At 69.3% G+C, this 19,099-nt stretch carries 22 protein-coding genes; 14 read left to right on the forward strand and 8 right to left on the reverse strand.

Annotation, left to right across the window (positions count from 1 at the left end; translation table 11 throughout):
* Window positions 1–12: 12 nt before the first annotated feature.
* From ACFVHV_RS09835 to ACFVHV_RS09885, 11 genes are read left to right on the forward strand one after another with little or no spacing between them, the layout of a single operon-like run.
* Window positions 13–450, forward strand: a complete 438-nt coding sequence (locus ACFVHV_RS09835) for a hypothetical protein (RefSeq protein ID WP_380350454.1) — start codon at window positions 13–15, stop codon at window positions 448–450.
* Between the two features lie 16 nt (window positions 451–466).
* A complete protein-coding gene (locus ACFVHV_RS09840; protein WP_380350456.1) occupies window positions 467–3,199 on the forward strand; it encodes a phage tail tape measure protein in 2,733 nt (910 codons plus the stop codon).
* Between the two features lie 21 nt (window positions 3,200–3,220).
* Window positions 3,221–6,088, forward strand: coding sequence for a hypothetical protein (locus ACFVHV_RS09845; RefSeq protein WP_380350458.1), 2,868 nt, complete (start codon window positions 3,221–3,223; stop codon window positions 6,086–6,088).
* 9 nt (window positions 6,089–6,097) lie between these two features.
* Window positions 6,098–6,628, forward strand: coding sequence for a hypothetical protein (locus tag ACFVHV_RS09850; RefSeq protein WP_380350459.1), 531 nt, complete (start codon window positions 6,098–6,100; stop codon window positions 6,626–6,628).
* Window positions 6,629–6,637: 9 nt separating this feature from the next.
* Window positions 6,638–7,087 carry a hypothetical protein gene (locus ACFVHV_RS09855; RefSeq protein ID WP_380350461.1) on the forward strand — a complete coding sequence of 150 codons (450 nt, stop codon included), beginning with the start codon at window positions 6,638–6,640 and terminating at the stop codon, window positions 7,085–7,087.
* Between the two features lie 21 nt (window positions 7,088–7,108).
* The gene (locus ACFVHV_RS09860) at window positions 7,109–7,552 is read left to right on the forward strand and encodes a hypothetical protein (protein ID WP_380350463.1); all 444 of its coding nucleotides are present in this window, start codon (window positions 7,109–7,111) and stop codon (window positions 7,550–7,552) included.
* Complete coding sequence (locus tag ACFVHV_RS09865) at window positions 7,552–7,701, forward strand: hypothetical protein (protein WP_380350464.1); 150 nt, start codon at window positions 7,552–7,554, stop codon at window positions 7,699–7,701. Before ACFVHV_RS09860 ends, ACFVHV_RS09865 begins: the two co-directional genes overlap by 1 nt.
* Window positions 7,701–9,128 (forward strand): GH25 family lysozyme, encoded by a 1,428-nt coding sequence (locus tag ACFVHV_RS09870; protein ID WP_380350466.1) that lies wholly within the window; start codon window positions 7,701–7,703, stop codon window positions 9,126–9,128. The genes ACFVHV_RS09865 and ACFVHV_RS09870 overlap by 1 nt, the downstream gene beginning before the upstream one ends.
* Window positions 9,128–9,376 carry a holin gene (locus tag ACFVHV_RS09875; protein ID WP_380350468.1) on the forward strand — a complete coding sequence of 83 codons (249 nt, stop codon included), beginning with the start codon at window positions 9,128–9,130 and terminating at the stop codon, window positions 9,374–9,376. Before ACFVHV_RS09870 ends, ACFVHV_RS09875 begins: the two co-directional genes overlap by 1 nt.
* Window positions 9,376–9,792 carry a hypothetical protein gene (locus tag ACFVHV_RS09880; RefSeq protein WP_380350469.1) on the forward strand — a complete coding sequence of 139 codons (417 nt, stop codon included), beginning with the start codon at window positions 9,376–9,378 and terminating at the stop codon, window positions 9,790–9,792. The genes ACFVHV_RS09875 and ACFVHV_RS09880 overlap by 1 nt, the downstream gene beginning before the upstream one ends.
* Window positions 9,789–10,154 (forward strand): hypothetical protein, encoded by a 366-nt coding sequence (locus ACFVHV_RS09885; RefSeq protein ID WP_380350471.1) that lies wholly within the window; start codon window positions 9,789–9,791, stop codon window positions 10,152–10,154. Before ACFVHV_RS09880 ends, ACFVHV_RS09885 begins: the two co-directional genes overlap by 4 nt.
* Window positions 10,155–10,220: 66 nt before the next feature.
* On the opposite strand, the gene ACFVHV_RS09890 is transcribed toward ACFVHV_RS09885, so the two are convergent.
* The 5 genes from ACFVHV_RS09890 to ACFVHV_RS09910 all read right to left on the reverse strand — a co-directional run bounded on the left by ACFVHV_RS09890 (window position 10,221) and on the right by ACFVHV_RS09910 (window position 12,572).
* Complete coding sequence (locus ACFVHV_RS09890; protein ID WP_380350473.1) at window positions 10,221–10,706, reverse strand: hypothetical protein; 486 nt, start codon at window positions 10,704–10,706, stop codon at window positions 10,221–10,223.
* A gap of 233 nt (window positions 10,707–10,939) precedes the next feature.
* Window positions 10,940–11,473, reverse strand: coding sequence for a hypothetical protein (locus ACFVHV_RS09895; RefSeq protein ID WP_380350475.1), 534 nt, complete (start codon window positions 11,471–11,473; stop codon window positions 10,940–10,942).
* Between the two features lie 20 nt (window positions 11,474–11,493).
* Complete coding sequence (locus tag ACFVHV_RS09900; protein ID WP_380350477.1) at window positions 11,494–12,012, reverse strand: hypothetical protein; 519 nt, start codon at window positions 12,010–12,012, stop codon at window positions 11,494–11,496.
* 129 nt (window positions 12,013–12,141) lie between these two features.
* Window positions 12,142–12,321, reverse strand: a complete 180-nt coding sequence (locus ACFVHV_RS09905; protein ID WP_380350478.1) for a hypothetical protein — start codon at window positions 12,319–12,321, stop codon at window positions 12,142–12,144.
* Window positions 12,321–12,572 (reverse strand): hypothetical protein, encoded by a 252-nt coding sequence (locus tag ACFVHV_RS09910; protein WP_380350480.1) that lies wholly within the window; start codon window positions 12,570–12,572, stop codon window positions 12,321–12,323. Before ACFVHV_RS09910 ends, ACFVHV_RS09905 begins: the two co-directional genes overlap by 1 nt.
* 49 nt (window positions 12,573–12,621) lie before the next feature.
* On the opposite strand from ACFVHV_RS09910, the gene ACFVHV_RS09915 reads away from it, so the two are divergent.
* Window positions 12,622–13,284, forward strand: coding sequence for an HAD family hydrolase (locus ACFVHV_RS09915; RefSeq protein WP_380350482.1), 663 nt, complete (start codon window positions 12,622–12,624; stop codon window positions 13,282–13,284).
* On the opposite strand, the gene ACFVHV_RS09920 is transcribed toward ACFVHV_RS09915, so the two are convergent.
* Window positions 13,265–14,533 (reverse strand): transcriptional regulator, encoded by a 1,269-nt coding sequence (locus ACFVHV_RS09920; protein ID WP_380350484.1) that lies wholly within the window; start codon window positions 14,531–14,533, stop codon window positions 13,265–13,267. The genes ACFVHV_RS09915 and ACFVHV_RS09920 overlap by 20 nt on opposite strands.
* 202 nt (window positions 14,534–14,735) lie before the next feature.
* Between ACFVHV_RS09920 and ACFVHV_RS09925 the strand changes: the two genes are divergently transcribed.
* Complete coding sequence (locus ACFVHV_RS09925; protein ID WP_380350485.1) at window positions 14,736–15,068, forward strand: hypothetical protein; 333 nt, start codon at window positions 14,736–14,738, stop codon at window positions 15,066–15,068.
* 8 nt (window positions 15,069–15,076) lie between these two features.
* Here ACFVHV_RS09925 and ACFVHV_RS09930 read toward each other — a convergent pair whose 3' ends face one another.
* Window positions 15,077–15,313, reverse strand: coding sequence for a helix-turn-helix transcriptional regulator (locus ACFVHV_RS09930; protein ID WP_380350487.1), 237 nt, complete (start codon window positions 15,311–15,313; stop codon window positions 15,077–15,079).
* Between the two features lie 770 nt (window positions 15,314–16,083).
* Window positions 16,084–17,157, reverse strand: a complete 1,074-nt coding sequence (locus tag ACFVHV_RS09935; RefSeq protein WP_380350489.1) for a magnesium and cobalt transport protein CorA — start codon at window positions 17,155–17,157, stop codon at window positions 16,084–16,086.
* Between the two features lie 528 nt (window positions 17,158–17,685).
* On the opposite strand from ACFVHV_RS09935, the gene ACFVHV_RS09940 reads away from it, so the two are divergent.
* Complete coding sequence (locus tag ACFVHV_RS09940) at window positions 17,686–19,020, forward strand: FAD-dependent monooxygenase (protein ID WP_359900715.1); 1,335 nt, start codon at window positions 17,686–17,688, stop codon at window positions 19,018–19,020.
* Window positions 19,021–19,099: the final 79 nt, after the last annotated feature.

Here is a 19,099-nt window from a genome sequence, read left to right on the forward strand (position 1 = left end):
CGCCCTGGACTCATGTCAGCCACCTTCTCGAAGCTCGGCGCGCAGGGCCTCGCCCAGACGCCGATCGCTCTGGGCGAGCTGGCCGATGCGATCCTCAAACAGGCCAAGACGAACGCCAGCAACGGCTCGCACGCACGGGGAACCCCCACACCGGCCCGACACGGCGAGGGGCCCGCGCGAATCTCGGGCACCCTGGTGCGCTCGCTGGCCCGCACGACGGTCACCCACACCGTGACCGGCGCTGAGGTCCGCATTGGCACGCAGCCCGGCATGACGCCCCCGTACAGCCGCACCCCGAGCAGCAAGTACGGCGCGCACCTGGAGCGCGGGCTGAAGAACGGCGCCAAGTTCCCGTTCCTGAGCACCGCGTTCGGATTCGGGGTCCGTGTCGCCGCTCCCGTGATCTACCGCGCGGCCTACGGCGACGGCGGTTGGAAGCGCCTGACCTGACCGCAGAGGAGGTGCCATGTCCTCCGAGGTGGCGGATCTCTTTGTGGTCCTGCGGGCGGAAACCGCGCCGTTCCTCGCCGGGATGCGGACCGCCGGCGAGGAAGGCGAAGCCTTCACCAACCGCATGGGCGGTGTCACCGGGGTCCTGACGAAGGTCGGCACCGCGACTGCCGTTGCCGGCGTGGCCATCGCCGGCGTCTCGCTCAAGATGGCCGGTGATTTCGAGGCGAGCATGGTCAAGCTCACCACGACCGCAGGCGAGTCCCAGGCGAACCTCCAGATGGTGTCGGAAGGCGTCAAGCGGATCGCTGTCGAGACTGGTACCGCCACCAGGGAACTCGCCGACGGCATGTACCTGGTGGAATCGGCCGGCTTCCACGGGGCGGACGGCCTGACTGTTCTCAAGGCCGCCGCGGAAGGCGCCCGCGCCGAGCAGGCGCCGCTCGCAGAGGTCAGCAACGCCGTCACCAGCGCCCTCAAGAGCTACCACCTGGCGGCGGACCAGTCGACGACCATCACCAACCAGATGATCGCCGCGGTCGGCAGTGGCAAGACCACGTTCGGCGAGTTCGCCGGCTCCCTGGCCACGGTCCTGCCGATCGCCTCCGCCGCCCACGTCAGCTTCGCCGAAGTCGGCGGCGCCATCGCCACGCTCACCAACCACGGCACCAGCGCCCGCGAGGCCACCCAGGAACTCGCCTTCTCCATCCGGTCGTTGCAGGCACCCAACAACGTTGCCATTCAGGAGATGCAGCGCCTCGGCCTCAGCTCTAACGACGTCTCCGCGAAGCTCGGCGAGCGCGGCCTCACCGGCACGATCGACCTGCTTCAGCGCACCATCCTGGAGCACATGGGGCCCTCGGGCATGGTCCTGCTGAACGTCTTCAACACGTCGAGGCAGGCCGCGCAGGACGCGAACACGATGATCGCGTCGATGCCGAAGTCGCTGCAGAGCGTGGCCCAGGAGTTTCTGTCCGGGAAGGTCACCCTAGGGGAATGGCGCCAGCAGCTGAAGGCCCTGCCGACGGACCAGGCGAACCTCGCAGCCCAGTTCGCCAACCTCGTCAATAAGTCCCAGGGATTCAACCAGCAGCTGAAGAATGGTGGACCATCTGAGGAGACGTTCAACGCCTCCATGAAGAAGATGATGGGTGGCGCTGTCGGCCTGAACACCGCGCTCATGCTCGGCGGCGAGAGCATGGCCGATTTCGAGAAGAACGTGAAGACCGTCGGAAAGGCGAGCCAGCAGACCGGCGAGGACATTCACGGCTGGGAAGAGATCACTCACACCTTCAACTTCCAAATGAGCCAGCTCAAGGAGCGCCTTGAGACTGCGGCCATCACCATCGGAACGAAGCTGATTCCCGTGGTACTGAAGGTTGTTGATTTCTTCCGGGAGCACAAGCAGCTCACGGAGGCGCTGGGTCTCGCCATCGGAGGGGTCCTGGTCGTCGGCCTGGTACTGGCAACCGCCGCGGCGTGGAGCTTCGCGGCTGCTCTCTGGGCCACCGGCATTCCCGAGGTCGTCCTCGCCATCATGGCCCTCATCGCCGCAGTCGCCCTCCTGGCCATGAACTGGCGCGAAGTATGGAAGTCGGTCACGGACGTCGCCAAGGACGTGGCCGACACCGTGGTCAGAGGCTGGCAGTGGATCGCCGACAGGGCCTCCAGCATCTGGCACAACGACATCGTCGAGCCGATCAAGGGGGCTTGGCGCGACATAGCGGCCTTCTTCACTTCTGCGTGGCACGCCGTCGCCGACCCGATCGTCGATGCCTGGAACTGGGTCAGCAGCATCACGATGACCGTTTGGAACTCGATCCACGATTTCTTCGCGAAATGGTGGCCACTTCTCCTCGTGATCTTCTTCCCGTTCGTCGCCATCATCATTGCGATCTGGAACCACTTCCACGAGCAGATCATCGACACTCTCAAGACAGCGTGGAACGCGGTCACCGACTTCCTGTCCTGGGTCTGGAACGACGTCATCTATCCCGCCGCACAGTTCGTCTGGGATCTCATCAAGTGGACGATCATCAATCCGATGGTCGACATGTGGCAGTCCATGGTGGCCCTCTGGAACCTGCTGTCCGGATGGCTCTCCAGTGCCTGGACCGGCATCCTCAACTTCGCCCGGTCCGTGTGGGACTGGATCAGCCGCGTCATCATCGGGCCGATCGAGAACGTCGCAAACTCCGTCTCCAACGTTGTCGGCAGCATCGGCACGTCCATCAAGAACGGCCTGTCCGACGCGTGGAATGCCGCGAAAGAGAAAGCCTTCGAGTTCGCCAACATCGGTATCGAGATCATCAACGGCATCGGCCGCGGTATCGCCTCGGGCTGGAACTGGCTCAAGGATCAGATCAAGAATCTCGCCCACAATGCACTGGCCGCAGCCAAGGACTTCCTCGGCATCAACAGCCCCTCGAAAGTCTTCGCCGACGTGGTCGGGAAGAGCATCCCCGAAGGCATCGCCAAGGGCATCGATGATCACAGCGGCATCGCCGTGGACTCCGTCGGCAACCTGACCGACTCCCTCAGCGGATCGTTCAACGGCAGCACCAGCCTCCCCGGCCTCGCCCTGGCCGGCACACAAGGCGCAGCCGGGGGCGGCACCACCGTCGTCGTCAACGTGACCGTCCAGGGCTCCGTGCTGTCCGAGGTCGAACTGCGGCGCACGCTGGAGCAGCAGATGTATCAGCTCGGCATGCGCAACTCCCAGACCTGGCAGCCGTACGCGCGCCGCTGACCCCAGGAGGTGAACACTGTGGTGACCAACCAGAACTGGCCGGCCGTGGAATACTCCTGGGGCCCGATCTGGGGGGCCAACAAGGGCAGCGTCCCCCAGTCCAAGTTCGTGGAGCTCTCCTCCCGAACCCGCACCAGAAGCGCCACCCGCCGCGGCCGCCAGTTCGAGCTCGACCAGATCCGCACCGGCGAGGCCACCGTCGGCCTGGCCAACCGCGACGGCGCGTTCGACCCGGCCAACAGCGGCAGCCCGTGGGCGGGAAGTGTCGTTCCCTACCAGCCGCTCAGGATCCGGGCTCAATGGCCGCCGACCGCCAACCTGCTGACCCCCGTGCAGGCGACCGGCGGGGATGCCGGCGGCTACCCGGCCGGCTTCCTGCAGGCCAACGCGAACTTCGCGGCCGACATCGCCGTGTACAGCGACACCGACCCGACGACGGGCCTCATCGTCAACAGCGCCACCGCGTGGCAGGGCTCGTGCACCTTTCAGTTCGGCGTCACGTTCAACGCGACAATCGGCCAGTTGCCCTGCTGGAGCGCGCAGGTGGCTGCCGAACCCGGCACCACCTACTCGATGCAGATGCAGGTCCGCAACGTCACCTCGGGTAGCACCACCCTGCAGATCCGGCCCGTCATCGGCTGGGTCAACTCTGCCGGTGCCGTCACCTTCACCACGGGCAGCACCGTCTCCCTGGTCGGCTCCCCGAGCGCGGCCTGGACCCGCATCACGGTGACAGCCACTGCCCCGGCGAACGTCTACGGCATGGTGTACGGCGTCGAGTTGCGGGCGACTCTTACCGTGTCCGCCAACCTGCAGGTTGATGGCTGGCAGTTGGAGAAGGCCGCCGCGCCGACCACCTGGGTCCAGCCTGGGACCATGTATCCGATCTTCGCCGGATTCGTGGAGAGGTACCCGCAGACCTGGACCTCCCACGGCACCTACGGCCGCGTGGAAACCACGAGCGTGGACCCCTTCAGCCTGCTGTCGCAAAGGGTTCTGCGCGACCCGCTGACCGAGGAGATCTTCAAGCGCAGCCCGCGGTTCGTGTTCACCCTCGGCGACCCTCAGGGATCGCAGGCGTTCACCGACTCCGCGGGCGCGTACCCGCCCGCGCCGATCGGGGTCAGCCGCTTCGGTCCGGGGTCGCTGACCGCCGGCAGCCAGATCACGTCGGCCTCCGCGGGCGGCGGGTACATCGGGTCAACGGGAACCGTGGTCACGGTCGCCAACGCCAACCCCGGCTCCGGGGCCTACAGCCCGGCCACGTTCATCAGCCTGAACGGCGCCGGCATCACAGGCCCCGCGAATCCGCAGTCGTGGACCCGCATGATCGCCTTCCGCTACACGGGCCCGACTCCCGCGGCCGGCTTCTCCGCCAGCATCTGGCACTGCATGGACACCCAGCACGCCAACAACGGCCCCTCAGGCAGCCAGATCCTCGTCCACATCAACTCGACCGGCCAACCCGCCATCATCATCAACGGCCCCAGCGGAACCGGCCTCAGCGGGTACTTCGGCGGCGCAACGAACGTGGTTGACGGAAACTGGCACCTGCTGATCTTCGGCTACGACCAGGCGTCCAACACGGCCCTCGCATCCCAAGACGGCGCCACGGCAAGCTACTACTTCTCGCAGCCCGCGACCGTCACCCCCTCGGGACTCGCCTTCGACAGTGTCGGCAACTTCGTGGACGGCGCCAACGGGAACTCCACCTGGAGCAACTTCCAGGGTGACATCGCGTTCGCCATCGAATTCCCCACCTTCATCGGCCCGGCCTCCCAGAACGACCTCACCACCCTGTACAACGCCTGGAAGAACAGCTTCACCGGCGACTCCAGCAACACCCGCTACACCCGCATCCTCGGATGGGCCGGCTACACCGGCACAACCTCCATCCAGACCGGCCTCACCACATCCATGGGGCCCGCCGCAGTCGGCGGCCAGGACGCCCTGTCGGCACTGCAGGCCGTGGTCGACGCCGAGAACGGCACCCACTACGTCGACCGCGCCGGCATCCTCACCTACAAGGCCAGGTCGGCACGCTACAACGCACTCACCCCCGTCATCGTGCTCGGCGAACGGGCCGACCTCGGCGAGATCCCCTACGAGGACTGTGCGCTGGACTACGACCCGACCAGGCTCGCAAACATCGTGAAGGTCACCCAGGCAAGCACCGGCCAGGTCTTCAGCGCTGTCAGTCCGGCATCGCAGACCCAATACTTCCCTCGCACCCTCTCCCGCAGCATCAACGTCTCCTCAGCTCAGGAGTGCCAGGACGCGGCGAACTACCTGCTGAGCCGCTACAAGTCGCCGGCACCCCGCATCTCCGGCGTGCGGCTGCATCCGGGCGCCAACCCGGCGATCTGGGCCGCCTGCCTGGGCCTGGAACTCGGCACCCGCATCAGGGTGATGCGAAGGCCGCCGGCCCCGGCACCGGCGATCTCCACCGACTGCTTCGTCGACGCGATCGACTGGACGCTCGGCGACAACGGCGACGCCGTGGTGAGCATCCAGTGCTCACCCGCCGACCTGACCCCGTACGGCCTGCTCGCCTCGTTCCACACGGTCCTCGCCTCGTCGGCGGCTGCCGGAGTCTCCGTTGTCACCATCAGCGCCGGCGCCGACAACACCAACCCGGCCGCCACCCAGATCGGCCAGGGCCAGCAGCTCGTCCTCAGCCTGGGCACCGCCAACCAGGAGACCGTCACCGTGCTGTCCGTCTCGGCAACCACGGCGGGCTGGAGCACGGCGGTCCTGACACTGACGAGCACCACGCTGAACGCCCACTCCGCTGGTGACGTGGTGTGTGAGCGTCTGCCAGCCGGGGTGACGTCCGCGACGACCTGGGATTCGGTGGCGCGGTTCGACCAGGTCGCCTTCGCCTACTAGGAGCCGTCTGTGCCCAACCTGCCCGTACCCTCCTACGCTCAAGTCGTCCCCGGGGCCTTCGTCACCTCAGCGTTGTGGAACGCCAACGTCTACAACAACGGATCGTTCCTCACCAACCCTCCGCTGTACGCCGGCTACCAGTCCGCCGCCCAGTCCATCGCCAATTCGACCGTCACGGCCCTGGCGATGGACTCCGCCGTCGTCGACTCCTACGGCGGCCACTCCAACGTCACCAACAACTCCCGCTACACCGCCCAGGTCGGCGGCTACTACCTGATCATCGGCCAGGTCGGCTATACAGCGAACGCCAGCGGCAACCGGCTGATCGAGCTCCACAAGAACGGCGGCGGAACACTCGCACTCGGCCAGGGCGTCGGCCTCTCCCCCACCACGTCCAACAGCTCCGCGAACCAGGTCTGCGCCCTGGTCCTGCTCGCCGCCGGGGACTACGTGGAGGCCTACACCTACCAGACCTCCGGCGGCTCCCTGAGCACCGTTCCCTCCCAGTGCGGCATGACCGTGCTATGGCTGCACGCCTAGGAGACCTCCGTGAGTACACCGTTTGCCGCGGCCTCAGCCACCTGCTCCGCGCCCGGCTGCGTCTCGCCCGCCGCCGCGCAGTGGCGCCGCCGCCCGACTGCCGCCGAACTTGATGCCGTGGTTGCCGCCGAACAGGCGCAGCGCCAGCGCATCATCGAGCTCTCCGGGGCCGACGGCGGCACCACCGCGTTCGGCCCGCTGCCGACTGCGGAGACCTGCACCCAGGCGGTGTACGGCTGCGTGCAGCACCTGCTCGGCCTGGATCTGGCGGCCCGGATCCACGCCAGCACATGTGTTCCGGATCCGGCCCGCCTGCCGGGCTGCGCGTGCACGCCCGAGCCGCTACCCACCACCCCGGTACCGCAGCCCCCGGCCCCGCTGCCATCGGGCTGGGTTGTCACCCCGCCAACTGCCGCACCGGAGCCGGCACAGCCTGCATCACCGGCCGCATCACCCTGATCCCACAGCCCCGGAGCCACCGTGAACACCTCACAACACGGTGACGTCGCCGCACACACCCAGGCCGTCACCCACCGCTACACCATGCACTACCCCGACCATGCCCCCCGTACGGGCGACCCGCACTACGCAGCGTTCGAGGCATTCCGCCGCCACCACCACGACAGCGCTGCCTGCTACGTCGGTGAGCGAGCCGGCCATGAACAGTGCGCCGGCGGCCTCGAACTGCACCACGCCGTGCTGGAGTTCGCCACCGCCAACGCCGCCGACCCGGCAGCCCTGCACCGAGACTTCCCGGAGATCAGCGAGCACGCCACGGCCGAGGAGATCGCCCAGTGGCTGGAGAGCTCGCCCGGCGAGTTCCGGTGGCTGTGCGCCTTCCACCACCGCGGCCACGGCGGTGCGCACACGGCGTCTCACGCGGACTGGTCGGCGCAGCTGTACGTTCCCGGGCTGATCAGCTGATGGCCTGGTTGCTGGGCGCCTGGTCGCAGGTCTGGCCAAACCTGGCCGCCTCCGTGATCTGGGCGACGCCCGCGTTCGTCACCCACCACCTGCTGGTCCGTCGCCACCTGCGGAAGATTCACGCCGCCGTGACCCGAGAGGATTCGTGATGGCGACCGCCCGCGGCTATGACGTGTCGGACTACCAGTCCTCGATTCCGGCCGACGCCGACTTCGTGTTCATCAAGGCGTCCGAGGGGGCCCGCACCGAGCAGTTCGGTTACGCGGCCAAGCGGGACAACGCCCGCCGACGTGGCCTGGTCGTCGGGCACTACCACTTCCTGCACGCGGAGAACCCGGTCGCCGGCGAGGTCGAGCACTTCTGCCGGGTCGTCGGACAGGTGCCCGCGGGCGAGCTGCTGGTGCTGGACTTCGAGCCGTACGGCCAACCGGTTGCCGATGCCCAGGCAACGGCGGCGAAGAATGCCTGGCTGGCGGCGGTCAAGCAGCGCTACCCGAACAACCGGGTCGGTCTGTACACGAGCGTCGACTGGTGGCACCGCACCGACGACAACGCGGGCGACTTCCTGTGGATCGCCGACTACGTTGCCGCGGGCTCGCCCCGGGTCCAGGCGCCGTGGAAGTTCCATCAGTGGACGGATGCCCCGCTGGACGCCGACGTGTACAACGGCAGCATCGACGACCTGCGGTCCTGGGCCGGCACCGTGGTTGCTGCCTCTTCGTCGGCCCCGGCGGCAGGTCCCGGCTCGTGGCCGGGGCTGCAGCTGGTGAGCCGCGACCAGTGGGGTGCCCGGCCGTGGCGGGAGCCGAACGGCTCGATCCTGTACGCCGGTGCACGGGCCGGGGTGAAGGTCCACTACCTCGGCGAGCAGTACACCTTCGGCGACCACACCACGTGCCCCGCCTACGTCCGCAGGATCCAGGCCTCGCACATGGACGGCAACGGCTGGTCCGACATCGGCTACAGCTTCATGGTCTGCGAGCACGGCTACGTCTTCGAGGGCCGCGGCCTGGACCGGCGCAACAGCGCCAACGGCGACACCTCGCTCAACGAGGCCCACTACGCCGTGTGTGCCCTCCTCGGCTCGTCCGGGTCGACCGAGCCCGCCACCGAGCAGTTGCAAGGCCTGCGTGACGCAATCGAGTACTGCCAGCAGCGAGGCCCCGCCGGCCCGGAAGTCAAGGGCCACCGCGACGGCCACCAGACCGACTGCCCCGGCGACCCGCTCTACGGCTGGGTCCAGACCGGGGCTCCCCGCCCACTGGAGGACGACATGACCCCCGCCGAACTGCTCGACTACCCGATGCCCGAGTACGCAAGGCTGCCCAACGGCTATCTCCCCCGGGTCGGTGAGGTCTGGAACGACACCAAGGACGCAAGCGTGAAGCTCGCCGCCCTGAGCACCCAGATCACCACTCTCGGCGCTCAGCTGGCGGCGCAGGGCGCAGCAATCACCGCGCTCGCCCAGCAGATCGCATCCGGCACCCAGGTCGACGCCGACGCCCTGGTCGCGAAGATCCAGCAGGCCATCGACAACGTCACCGTCCACCTCACCACCATGAAGGAGGCCTCGTGATGGCCGTCGAAACCAAGGTCAAGGCCGCGGCTGCCGCAACCTACGTCGCCTCCACCTCCCTGCTCGCCGGGCTCACCGTCGTACAGGACCACCCCGGCCTGGTTGGCTGGCTACCTGCCTGGCTCGCCCCGTTCGTCCTCGCCGTCGTGCCCACTGCCATCGCCGGTGTCGCCGGCTACCAAGCCAAGCACACGCCGCGGCCCGACCTTGTCACGGCGGCCTCGGGCAGCACCCCCACGGAGCCGTGATGCGCACGGCGGTCCACCGCGCCGCGCGTCGGCTGGGCCGCCGCGGCGCCGTTCTCACATTCAAGGGGATCATGGCTGCGATCTATGGCTACAGCCTGCTCGTCCAGCCGCCTCAGGACACCCGCGGCATCCGTCTTCTGCTCGACCTCATGCCGCTGCACGCCTGGGGATGGGTATGGATCGGTGCCGGCCTGCTCGCCATCGGGTGTGCGTGGCGTCAGCCGGGCCGGGACTGGCTCGGCTACCCCGCCATCTGCCTCGTCGTCGCGCCGTGGGCTTTGGGCTCGCTCGCGTCCTGGTGGCTGTACGACAATCCTCGCGGCTGGGCGTCAGCGGTCGTGTGGGGGGCATTCGGCGGGGTCGCCGCGATCGCCGCCGAGTGGCCCGAACCACCGCACAACCGGTGGCGCCCATGAGCGCAGAATCCTGGGCTGCCGCCTCCGCGCTCGGCGTCTCCGCTGTCACCCTCGCCGGCACCGTCTACACGGCACGAGCCGGACGCCGAAGCGCCGCCGCCGAACGACGCGACGACTTCCGCGTCGTCACCAACCGCATGGAACGTGAGCTGGAACGCCTGGGCAAACGGCTCGACGAACAGGAACTCGAATCCGTCCAGCAGAAGGCCAGACTGGCCGGCCAGGAGTACAGCATCCGCTACCTCGCCGGATGGGTGCGCTCGATGGTCGGATTCGTCCGTGCCAGCGGCCTCGAACCGCCACCGGCGCCCCAGCCCGTCCCCGAGGACGTGCGGCCCTTCCTCCAAGGCCTTGACGTATGACCACCCTGCCCCCGCTCGACTCTCCCTCGGGAGGGCCGGGCGGGGGCGCTTCGTCATTGGCTGAGGTCACGCCTTGTCGACGACCGTAATGGGCCTCCGACGTCGTCCTCCGTGCCCAACGGGCCTAAGCGCTTCCAGCTGCGCTTTGAAGTCCGCGTCCCGAGAGGCCTTGTAGCGGATTGTGCTGGCCCCCAGTCCTACCTCGTGGGCGGCGTCCTTGATGCTGGCGCTGGCGTCCTGCAGGAGTTCAAGGAATCGTTGGAACTGGTTCTCGGAAGCCCGGAGTGCGTATGCCTTCCGAGGAACGACCGGCCGGTGGGCAATCCACTCCCGGATGGCCTGCTCAGCGACGGCAAAGCGGTTGTCGGTACGCCACCTGCCTAGAGTGCTCTCGCTGACAGCGGAGGAGCGCCAGGCTGCGGTAACTACGCCGTTTCCGTCGATCAGTGCCTTGAGGTAGTCCGCTTGCCGAGCGGCTCGGGAAGCGGGAATCCGATCCGGGCCACCCTGCCGAGCCAGGGCTTCGGCGATCTTGGGGTGGTCCTTGGGCAAGGCCCGTGCTTGGCGGGCGTTAATGCCCAGTTCGTTGGCGGCGTCGGTGGGATTGGCGCCAGCTTCGAGTCTTGCCGCGTACTCAGCAATGATGGCAGGACGCGGGGCGTTGCGGGCGCGTCGCCGCTTGGCGGTGTCCTCGTTGTGAGCGGCCCGGCAGCGCGGGCAACGACCGCCCTGGCGCCACCCGGTTGGGGTCCCGCAGGACTTTTTGGTTGCCTTGCACTGATCCTTCACTCGGTATCGTCCTGGAGGTCAGTTCGGGTGCCGCGGCCGGGTCGGGTGTTCATGGCGGCGATGACGTCTTCGGCGTGGAAGATGGACTGGCCGGCGCGACCGGGCTGTCGGCTGGTGGCTTCGACTCCCCACCTGGACAGGGTCTTGCGGGCGGATCCGGCGCTGCCGGCGCCGAGGCGGTCGGTAACGTCTTCGATGGTCCACTCGGCGTCGGGGTCCCAGCGTTCGACGATCGGGCCGACGTCGATGCCTTCGATGATCTCGCTGATGTCGAGGTCGCCGTCCCAGCTGTGGTCCTTCTCGTAGGCCGGGCCGATGAACTCCTCGCCGGTCAGCCAGACGCCCTCAGGCAGGGCCGCCTGGACGGCATCGCGGTAGTCGCTGGACATGCGGTCAAAGGCGCCGCTCTCCTCGACCCTGCCACACCAGTCGCTGCCGCCGCCGTTGATGTAGTCGAGGATGACGGATTCGGGGTCGAGGCTGTGCTTGGTGTGGTTGAGCCAGGTGCCGTAGCTGGTGGTCGTGGCCATGGTTTGTCCTTTCGGGCTGTTCAGAGCGCGGCTGCCGCAGTGCGGATGCCGGCGGTGGTGGCCGTCCATACCGCGTCTCGGTCGGCGACGCGGGAGTCGGTGTGGCCGAAGTGGCCGTGGAGCTTGCCGTCGGCAACGTCGAACCAGACCTTGGTGAGTGAGCCGAGGATGAGGCGGGCCTGGGAGTTGGAGATTCGCTCGCCGTGCCAGGAGGCGGAGGAGATGTTGCCGGTGCCGTAGTAGGCGACGTCGAGGCCGGCGAAGGCGGACCAGTCGTTGATGTAGATGCGGTCCATGCCGTTCTTCTGCCAGCGGCGGCCGCCGAGGGCGACGATCACGTCGGCGGTAAGAGTGGTCGGCTTGGGGGTTCGGCGCAGGAGGGCGGGGAGCTTGATGCGGTAGGCGAGGGAGGCGGTGTCGATGATCCAGCGACCGGCACGCTTGGTGGCGGTGACGACGCCGGTGCGGCACCAGGCACGGATGGTGTCGACCGTGACTCCGGCCTGGGTGGCGGCGTTAATGGTGGTGATGGTGGTCATCGGGCTCTCCTCTCGACAACCCAAACTATGCCTCACGGTGAGGCATAGTTCAAGTGGATTCACCCAACTGGCCTATCTGGAACGGAAAACGCCCCGCTCTTTCGTGGAGAGCGGGGCGCGTCGTCGTGTTCAGGGCGTGTCGCCGCCCCACCGCCACACGCCGTGCTCGTCCGGCGCGTACCAGGACCGGCCGCCGGGCCGGTCTGCTGGGGGTAGCCGGTGCCAGGGTCTGGGGTCGTCAGGGTCGACGACAGTGCGGTAGCCGTCCAATGGTCCGCCGTGCAGCTCGACGGTCTCCCAGGAGTCCATCAGGCCTCGGCGCCGTCGAGTGCGGCCTTCGCGGCCTGGAGGCTGGCCTGGGATGCCTTGTAGTGCTCACCGGCCTGCCGGGCCTGCTCCCAGTAGGGGTGGGCGTGGAGAGCCGTGGCGGCGGCCAGGTACTCCTCGCGTGAGGCCTCGACGTCGCCGCCGGTCTCCCGCGCCGTCGTCATCGCCCGCTCCGCGCGCAGGGCGGCGGTGTGCAGGGGCAGCAGGGAGTTCGAGGTCGGCCATGCCGCCATCGTACGAGAGGACGCTGGCGGGACGTCCGTACGCCGCTAGGCTGCGGCCATGACGATCACGGCTGTGGTGTTTGACGTCGGCGAGTGCCTGGTGGACGAGACCCGGGAGTACGGCACCTGGGCGGACTGGCTGGGGGTGCCCCGGCACACGTTCGTGGCCCAGTTCGGTGCGGTGATCGCGCAGGGCCGCGACTACCGGGAGACGTTCCAGGTGTTCCGTCCGGGCTTCGACCTGTACGAGGAGCGGGAGAAGCGGGCGGCCGCCGGCCGGCCGGAGTGGTTCGGCGAGGACGACCTCTACGCGGACGTCCGGCCCACCTTCGCTCAGCTGCGGGCGGACGGCCTGCACCTGACGATCGCCGGCAACCAGACCGTGCGGGCCGGCGGGCTTCTGCGCGAGCTGTTCACCGGCGACGTCGACCTGATCGGCACCTCGGACGACTGGGGCGCCAGCAAGCCAGACCCGGCGTTCTTCGAGAAGGTCGCCGAGGTGGTCCCGGCCGAGCCCGGCGAGATCCTTTACGTCGGTGACCGGCTCGACAACGACGTGCTCCCCGCCCGAGCGGCGGGGATGCAGACGGCACTGATCCGGCGCGGGCCGTGGGGCTGGATCCAGCAGCACGACCCGGCCGCCGCCGAGGCGACGTTCCGGATCGACTCGCTCGCGGAGCTGCCGGAGCTGATCGCGAAGGCTAACGCTGGAGCGAGCTGAGCGTCGCCGACCAGGAGTAGAGGCGGTCGTCCACGTGTCGGACGGCCGCCGTGTCCTGCCACGGGGTAAGCGCCCGCCGGGCCTCGCGCACGCGCTCCATGCCGGTCGCGTACCAGGTGATGGCCAGCTGGTCGAGGGCCTGCTCCAGTAGCGTGCACGCCTGCTCCGGCCGACCTGCCGCAGCCTCAACGGCAGCCAGGTCGCCCAGCACAACAACGCGCTGCTTGCCATCGGCGGCAGGCAGGTCGGCGAGCACCTGCTCCAGCGTGGTGCGGGCCTGCGGGATCAGGCCGGCCAGGAGCTCGGTGTTGCCGCGGAACGCCCTCAACCGGGTGGGCGAGAACCAGGTGAACCAGTCGGGAGACAGGACATCGTTCCCGGCTGCGAGGACATCCTCGGCATGCCGGAGCAGGGAGAGCGCTCCCCGGTGGTCGCCGCAGCGCGTAAGGCACTCGGCTTCGACTGCGTCCAGCCACGCCACCACCTCGGCGGATGCCGGGGCGCGTCGGGCGTAGGCCCGTGCGGCCTGCATGCGCTCGCGGGTCGCTGCCAGGCGGCCGTCCCAGCCGGGCACGAACGCGCTGTGGGCGAGGATGGCGGCGCCGAGCAGGCTGTCGTCAGCCTCTCCGGCGGCCTGGAGCGCTCGGACGAAGGTGGCGTCGGCCGCGTCGGGCTGACGGAGGTCGAAGAACTCGATCCGTCCGAGCAGGAGCAGGCCCTCGGCGAGGGCGGACGCGAGGACGCGGCGGGCCACGCCGTCGGTGTCGCCGAGCAGAACAGCACCAAGTTCGGCGTGTGCTGCCACCGCGGGGTGGAGTGCGGCCGGGGCCGTGGACAGGTAGAGCCGACGATGTGCCTCGGTAACTATGGCGTAGTCGGCGCCCACTGTCCCGGGCTGGGTTCCCCTGGATCCGTACGGTCGAGGCAGTGTGCCACGGAGGCCGGTGGGCGTGGGGCGGAGCGCCGCGGCGGGGGTCGGAACGGAGATGGCCGACGGCTGGTCCCGGGTCCATGGGGCGCGAAAGCCGAGCTCCTCGATGGGCCGCCGGAGTACGTGGGTGAGGAGGCGCTGGTAATCCTCGCCCGGCCACGGCGGGGTGTCGGATTCCCACCGGCGGACTTGCCGCACGCTGACCTCGACGTCGCTCATGCCAAGTTGCCGGGCGGCCTTGGCCAGGGCGTTGGCGAGGGCCTGCTGGGTGGCATAGCCGGCGGCCACGCGGGCCGCCTTGAGCGCGACGTTGGGCACGGTGTCCTCCGCACGATCCGATGATGGCTCGACCCTACGTGGTGGCGGCCTCTTCGGGGACCCATCTGGCATATGACGGTCTATCATGTCCTCTGGGCGTCCCCCAAGAGTCCTCTGCGAGACCTTCAGGACGTCCGCCTCGGGGACGACGATTAGTCCCGTCACCGACCGGTGGCGCCACGCTACTGACAGTGGGTGTCGCATGCCCGAGACGGCCATCCCACCCACCCGGGCCCAGCTCCACGAGCGGGCCTGCATCCACTGCGGCAGCGAGGACGGCGAGCTGGTCCCCAGCGGCCACTACCCCATGACGACCAGGCGCGGCTTCGCCCCGCTGGGCTGGGCCGTGGTCGCGCACCCCACATGCACCGAGGAGCGCCTGATGGACCCCCACGAGACGATCGACCCGCAGGAGCTGCAGCGGATCGAGGCCTCCTTCGACGAACTGCGTGCGCACATCAGCTCCACCCGACCGGCCAGCGAGGCGCCGGAGGCGGAGCAGCGAGCGCCGATGTGTCCGCACCGTCCGCACTGAACCGTCCGCTAAAGGCCTCGGAACAGCTCTTCCGGCGAGCAGTCGAGCTCACGGGCGATCAGCAGATACACGTCGATACTGCTGCCATAGGTGGCCTGCTCCACCCGGTTGACCGTTTTCCTGTCCAGGCCGGTCGCATGGCCAAGCTGTTCCTGGGTTAGCTGCCGCTCTACGCGCAGCTCACGGACACGCTCGCCGACGGAGCGGCGCTGGGCAAGAGCCCAGGCGGGCAGTTCGGTCGGCACCCTGATATGCCACACCGATCAAGATCAAAAGTCTGTACCAGGGGTGGTACAAAGCGACTCTCTTGGACATACTCACCCCACCAGTTCGAACACTGGATAACCACTCGGCAACACACCTAGATGATCAATCTGCATACATGCCAGGTTGGGTACCGCTCCGTTGCGGCAGCCCCCAATCGAACATCCCCCGGAATCCCAGGAAACACGTGAACCTGCGAGCCGTCACCCTCTTAACCTCGCCCGGACAATCGGTCGTTCTCTCCCAGGTCGCCACGCTCTCTCGCGACCTAACCCCCACCCTCGCAGGAGAACCGTGAGCACCGCAGTCCCACCGCCCGATCCCAGAACCCACTCTGCAGCCGCTCAGATGCGGCTGCGGATCGCCAGAACTCAGCTGAGCGAGGCCCGCCGGATCGATCTCACCAAGGAGACCCCGGCTGCCATGATTCTCATGATTGACAGGCTTGCCGCCACCGTAGAAGGTCTCGCGGAACTCTTGGAGCAATGCACCCCTGACGCCGACGGGCCAAGCACTTCATAGCCACCCCGATCGGCCGGTCCGAACTCCAATGACGCCCAGAACCAAGTCCCCCTGTGCGGGCATCACGTAGACCCTCCGCCGCCCGATCCGGCCTCGGGGAGCTCCCCCAGCCCACGCAAGTTCGGCGGGCTGGGGGGACGCCTGAGGGCGGATCGGGCGCGCCGCTCACCGAGCTATCAACCTGGCCGGGGTCCCTCTCTGCAGACCGTCTGGCTGCCTCCAGCGCCGCCTACCTGCTGGCCAGGGCGGTTCGCTCATTACAAACACTGTTACCGATCAGTGTCGGCGCGAAGAGGATGGCCGCCCAGGAGGAGATCTTCTTGATCTCGTCGTTCTGCGCGTGCCCCGCCTCGGCGAGCTGCTTCATCTCCTCGTTCTGCCGCTGGGAGACCAGCGTCGCGTTGACGGTCAGGATGTTCTGGAGCATCTGCCGGAAGCCGTCCACCCGCTCGGCGGCGTAGGTGGCGTGGTCGGCGACGTCGCGCAGGTAGCGCTGGAGCTCGTCGTCGGTGCCGTACTTGCCGAAGCCCGCCTCCAGGCTCTTCATGATCTCCAGCAGCGGGCGGGTGGCCCGCTGGAACTCGATCACCTCGCGGGAGAGCTCGTAGATGCGGCGGGAGACCTGCGGGTCGCCGCCGAACACCTCGGTCTCGATCTCGTCGATGTCGTGCTGGAGGCCGGCGATCACCGGCGCGTAGCCGTCGACCACGGCGTCCAGCACCGCGTACAGCACCGCTTCCGGGCCGAGCGCCAGCAGCTCCGGGTCGGCCTCCAGCCGGCGGCGCACCGCCGACAGGTCCGGGGCCTGGGAGTGCCGGACGGTGAGCACGAAGTCGGGGCCGACGAAGAGGTGGATCTCGCCGAAGTCGACCTCCTCCGCCTCGTCCAGGTAGCGGGCGGCGCGCAGCACCACGAACAGGGTGTCGCCGTAGCGCTCCAGCTTCGGCCGCTGATGGGCGACGATGGCGTCCTCGACGGCCAGCTCGTGCAGGTCGAACCGGTCGGCGGCCTCCAGCAGTTGCGCCTCGGCGGGACGGAAGAGCCCGATCCAGGCCATCGTGCCGGGCCGGTCGGGCAGCGTGCGGTAGATGTCGGCGAGGTCGGTGGGCGCGTCCGTCCGGCGGCCGTCCCGGTAGACGGCCGCGTCCACCACGGAGCGTTCCAGCGTCACCGGCTCGACGGGCTGGTCGGGCCGGGGGTCCATCGAGTGCTCGGGCGCGGGCTGGGTGTCCGTGGGCCGGACGACGGAACGGGAGAACGGACGCTTGCTCGCGCGCACGGCGCGCACACGCCAGTCGGACATGGCGGGACCTCCACGGTGGATGCCCGGCCGCCGCAAGGGGACACGGCGGACCGGAGGCGCCCGGCCGGCCGCCACGCGCACGGCGCGACCGGCGGCGCCTCGCCGGGAGGACGAGGTCAGTGCCGCGCGGGAGCCGTACGGGAGGAGGTGTGCCGGGGGCCGCGAGTGGTGCGGGACAACCGGGGGCGGGGCCGACTTCGACCCGTACTACTGCACTCCACGGCCCTCACCTCCTCGCCTCCGCGCGCCCGCGCACCGGGAGGGGCGCCAGCACAATCCCGTCGAGTCTAGTACCCGCACGACCGGGGCCCCGACCGGGGTGACGGCCCGGGCTCCGGCCGGGGCCCGCCCGGGCCTGCGCCCCCGGACCGTGTCCGCCGCCCGCGCCTGCCGCCCCCGCGCACGCCCCACGCGCGCCCCGCGGACCGTCCGGTGCCGCCGTGCGCCGTCAACGGCCCCACCGGGCAGGGCTGTTCGTCGGCAGCGAAGTGATCACGGGGAGGCGAGCACGCCACTACGCTACGTGTCATGACTTCTTCGGAGAGGGCCCCGGGGCGGGGTACGGCAGTGGTGATCGGCGGCGGGCTCGCGGGAATGGCGGCCGCGTGGGCGCTGCGCGGGTTCGCCGAGCGGATCGTGGTGGTGGAGCGGGACCGGTACCCGGCGGGGGCGGAGTTCCGGGCGGGGGTGCCGCAGGGCCGGCACGCGCACCTGGTGCTGGAGGCCGGGCACCGGCTGCTGGAGGAGATGATGCCCGGCATCAAGCAGGAGCTGGTGGCCGCGGGCGCGCAGCGGGTGGCCGCCTCGGACGTCAAGTGGCTCTGCTCCGCCGGGTGGCTGGCCGAGTACCCGGCGCAGGTGGGCTTCCTCTCCTGCACCCGGTCGCTGCTGGACTCGTTCGTGCTGGACCGGGTCCGCGCCCATCCCGCGATCGAGTTCCTGGAGGGCACGGACGCGGTCGGACTGCTCGGCACGGCGACCACGGTGACCGGGGTGAAGGTCCGCGAGCGCGGTCAGGAGCGCGGCGAAGTCCGGGAGATACCCGCCGAGTTGGTGGTGGACGCGACGGGCCGCTCGACCTCGGTGCCGAAGTGGCTCGCCGAGCTGGGCTGCCCGCCGGTGCCCGAGGAGCGGGTGGACGCGGGCGTCGCGTACGCCTCCCGGATGTTCCACCGCCCGGACGGGTCCGAGACCGTCGGCCGGGCGGCCTACCTCCAGACCAAGGCGCCGGACGCGCAGCGCATGGGCGTGCTGCTGCCGGTCGAGGGCGACCGCTGGATCGTCAGCCTCGCCGGGATGCGCGGCGCCGAGCCGGCGGCCGGCGAGGAGGGCTTCACCGAACACCTGCGCCTGCTGCGCGACCCGCTCCTGCACGAGATGCTGCGGGACGCCGAACCCGCGGGCGAGGTCCGCGGCTTCCACCCCGGCCCGGGCGTGCGCCGGCACTACGAGCGCAGCTGCCCGGACGGGCTGGTGGTGGTCGGCGACGCCGCGAGCACCTTCAACCCGGTGTACGGGCAGGGCGTCACCGTCGCGCTGTTCTGCGCCCGGGAGCTCCGCCGCACCGCGAAGCGGCACGGCGGCATCGGACACGCCACCGCCCGGGCCGCACGGCGCGCCGTCGCGGTGGCGTCCAAGATCCCCTGGGTGATCTCCTGCGCCGAGGACGCCCGCTTCCCCGCCACCACCGGCGCGCCCTCCGGCGCCCTGATCGGGCTCCAGCACAGCTTCTTCGACAAGGTGCTGGCGGCCAGCACCTTGGACACGGCGGTCACCGCGGTGTTCCACGAGGTGATGTCGCTGGTGGCGCCACCGTCGGCGCTGTTCCGGCCTTCGGTGCTCGCGGCGGTCCTGCGGGCCTGAGTCGGGCACCGGGGCCTTCCGGGCACCGGCGGGGTGTCCGGGCACCACTAGGGCGTTCCGGGCACCGACGGGGTGTTCC

Origin of the sequence: Kitasatospora sp. NPDC127116 (assembly GCF_042677365.1) — a bacterium.
Taxonomy (GTDB): domain Bacteria; phylum Actinomycetota; class Actinomycetes; order Streptomycetales; family Streptomycetaceae; genus Kitasatospora; species Kitasatospora lactacystinica.

Coding starts and splice junctions, on each gene's coding strand:
- ACFVHV_RS09900 (WP_380350477.1), bottom strand. CDS start 12,012: ATGACCACCATCACCACCATTAACGCCGCCACCCAGGCCGGAGTCACG.
- ACFVHV_RS09925 (WP_380350485.1), top strand. CDS start 14,736: ATGCCCGAGACGGCCATCCCACCCACCCGGGCCCAGCTCCACGAGCGG.
- ACFVHV_RS09835 (WP_380350454.1), top strand. CDS start 13: ATGTCAGCCACCTTCTCGAAGCTCGGCGCGCAGGGCCTCGCCCAGACG.
- ACFVHV_RS09940 (WP_359900715.1), top strand. CDS start 17,686: ATGACTTCTTCGGAGAGGGCCCCGGGGCGGGGTACGGCAGTGGTGATC.
- ACFVHV_RS09875 (WP_380350468.1), top strand. CDS start 9,128: ATGGCCGTCGAAACCAAGGTCAAGGCCGCGGCTGCCGCAACCTACGTC.
- ACFVHV_RS09885 (WP_380350471.1), top strand. CDS start 9,789: ATGAGCGCAGAATCCTGGGCTGCCGCCTCCGCGCTCGGCGTCTCCGCT.
- ACFVHV_RS09895 (WP_380350475.1), bottom strand. CDS start 11,473: ATGGCCACGACCACCAGCTACGGCACCTGGCTCAACCACACCAAGCAC.
- ACFVHV_RS09935 (WP_380350489.1), bottom strand. CDS start 17,157: ATGTCCGACTGGCGTGTGCGCGCCGTGCGCGCGAGCAAGCGTCCGTTC.
- ACFVHV_RS09915 (WP_380350482.1), top strand. CDS start 12,622: ATGACGATCACGGCTGTGGTGTTTGACGTCGGCGAGTGCCTGGTGGAC.
- ACFVHV_RS09880 (WP_380350469.1), top strand. CDS start 9,376: ATGCGCACGGCGGTCCACCGCGCCGCGCGTCGGCTGGGCCGCCGCGGC.
- ACFVHV_RS09910 (WP_380350480.1), bottom strand. CDS start 12,572: ATGGCGGCATGGCCGACCTCGAACTCCCTGCTGCCCCTGCACACCGCC.
- ACFVHV_RS09840 (WP_380350456.1), top strand. CDS start 467: ATGTCCTCCGAGGTGGCGGATCTCTTTGTGGTCCTGCGGGCGGAAACC.
- ACFVHV_RS09905 (WP_380350478.1), bottom strand. CDS start 12,321: ATGGACTCCTGGGAGACCGTCGAGCTGCACGGCGGACCATTGGACGGC.
- ACFVHV_RS09865 (WP_380350464.1), top strand. CDS start 7,552: ATGGCCTGGTTGCTGGGCGCCTGGTCGCAGGTCTGGCCAAACCTGGCC.
- ACFVHV_RS09870 (WP_380350466.1), top strand. CDS start 7,701: ATGGCGACCGCCCGCGGCTATGACGTGTCGGACTACCAGTCCTCGATT.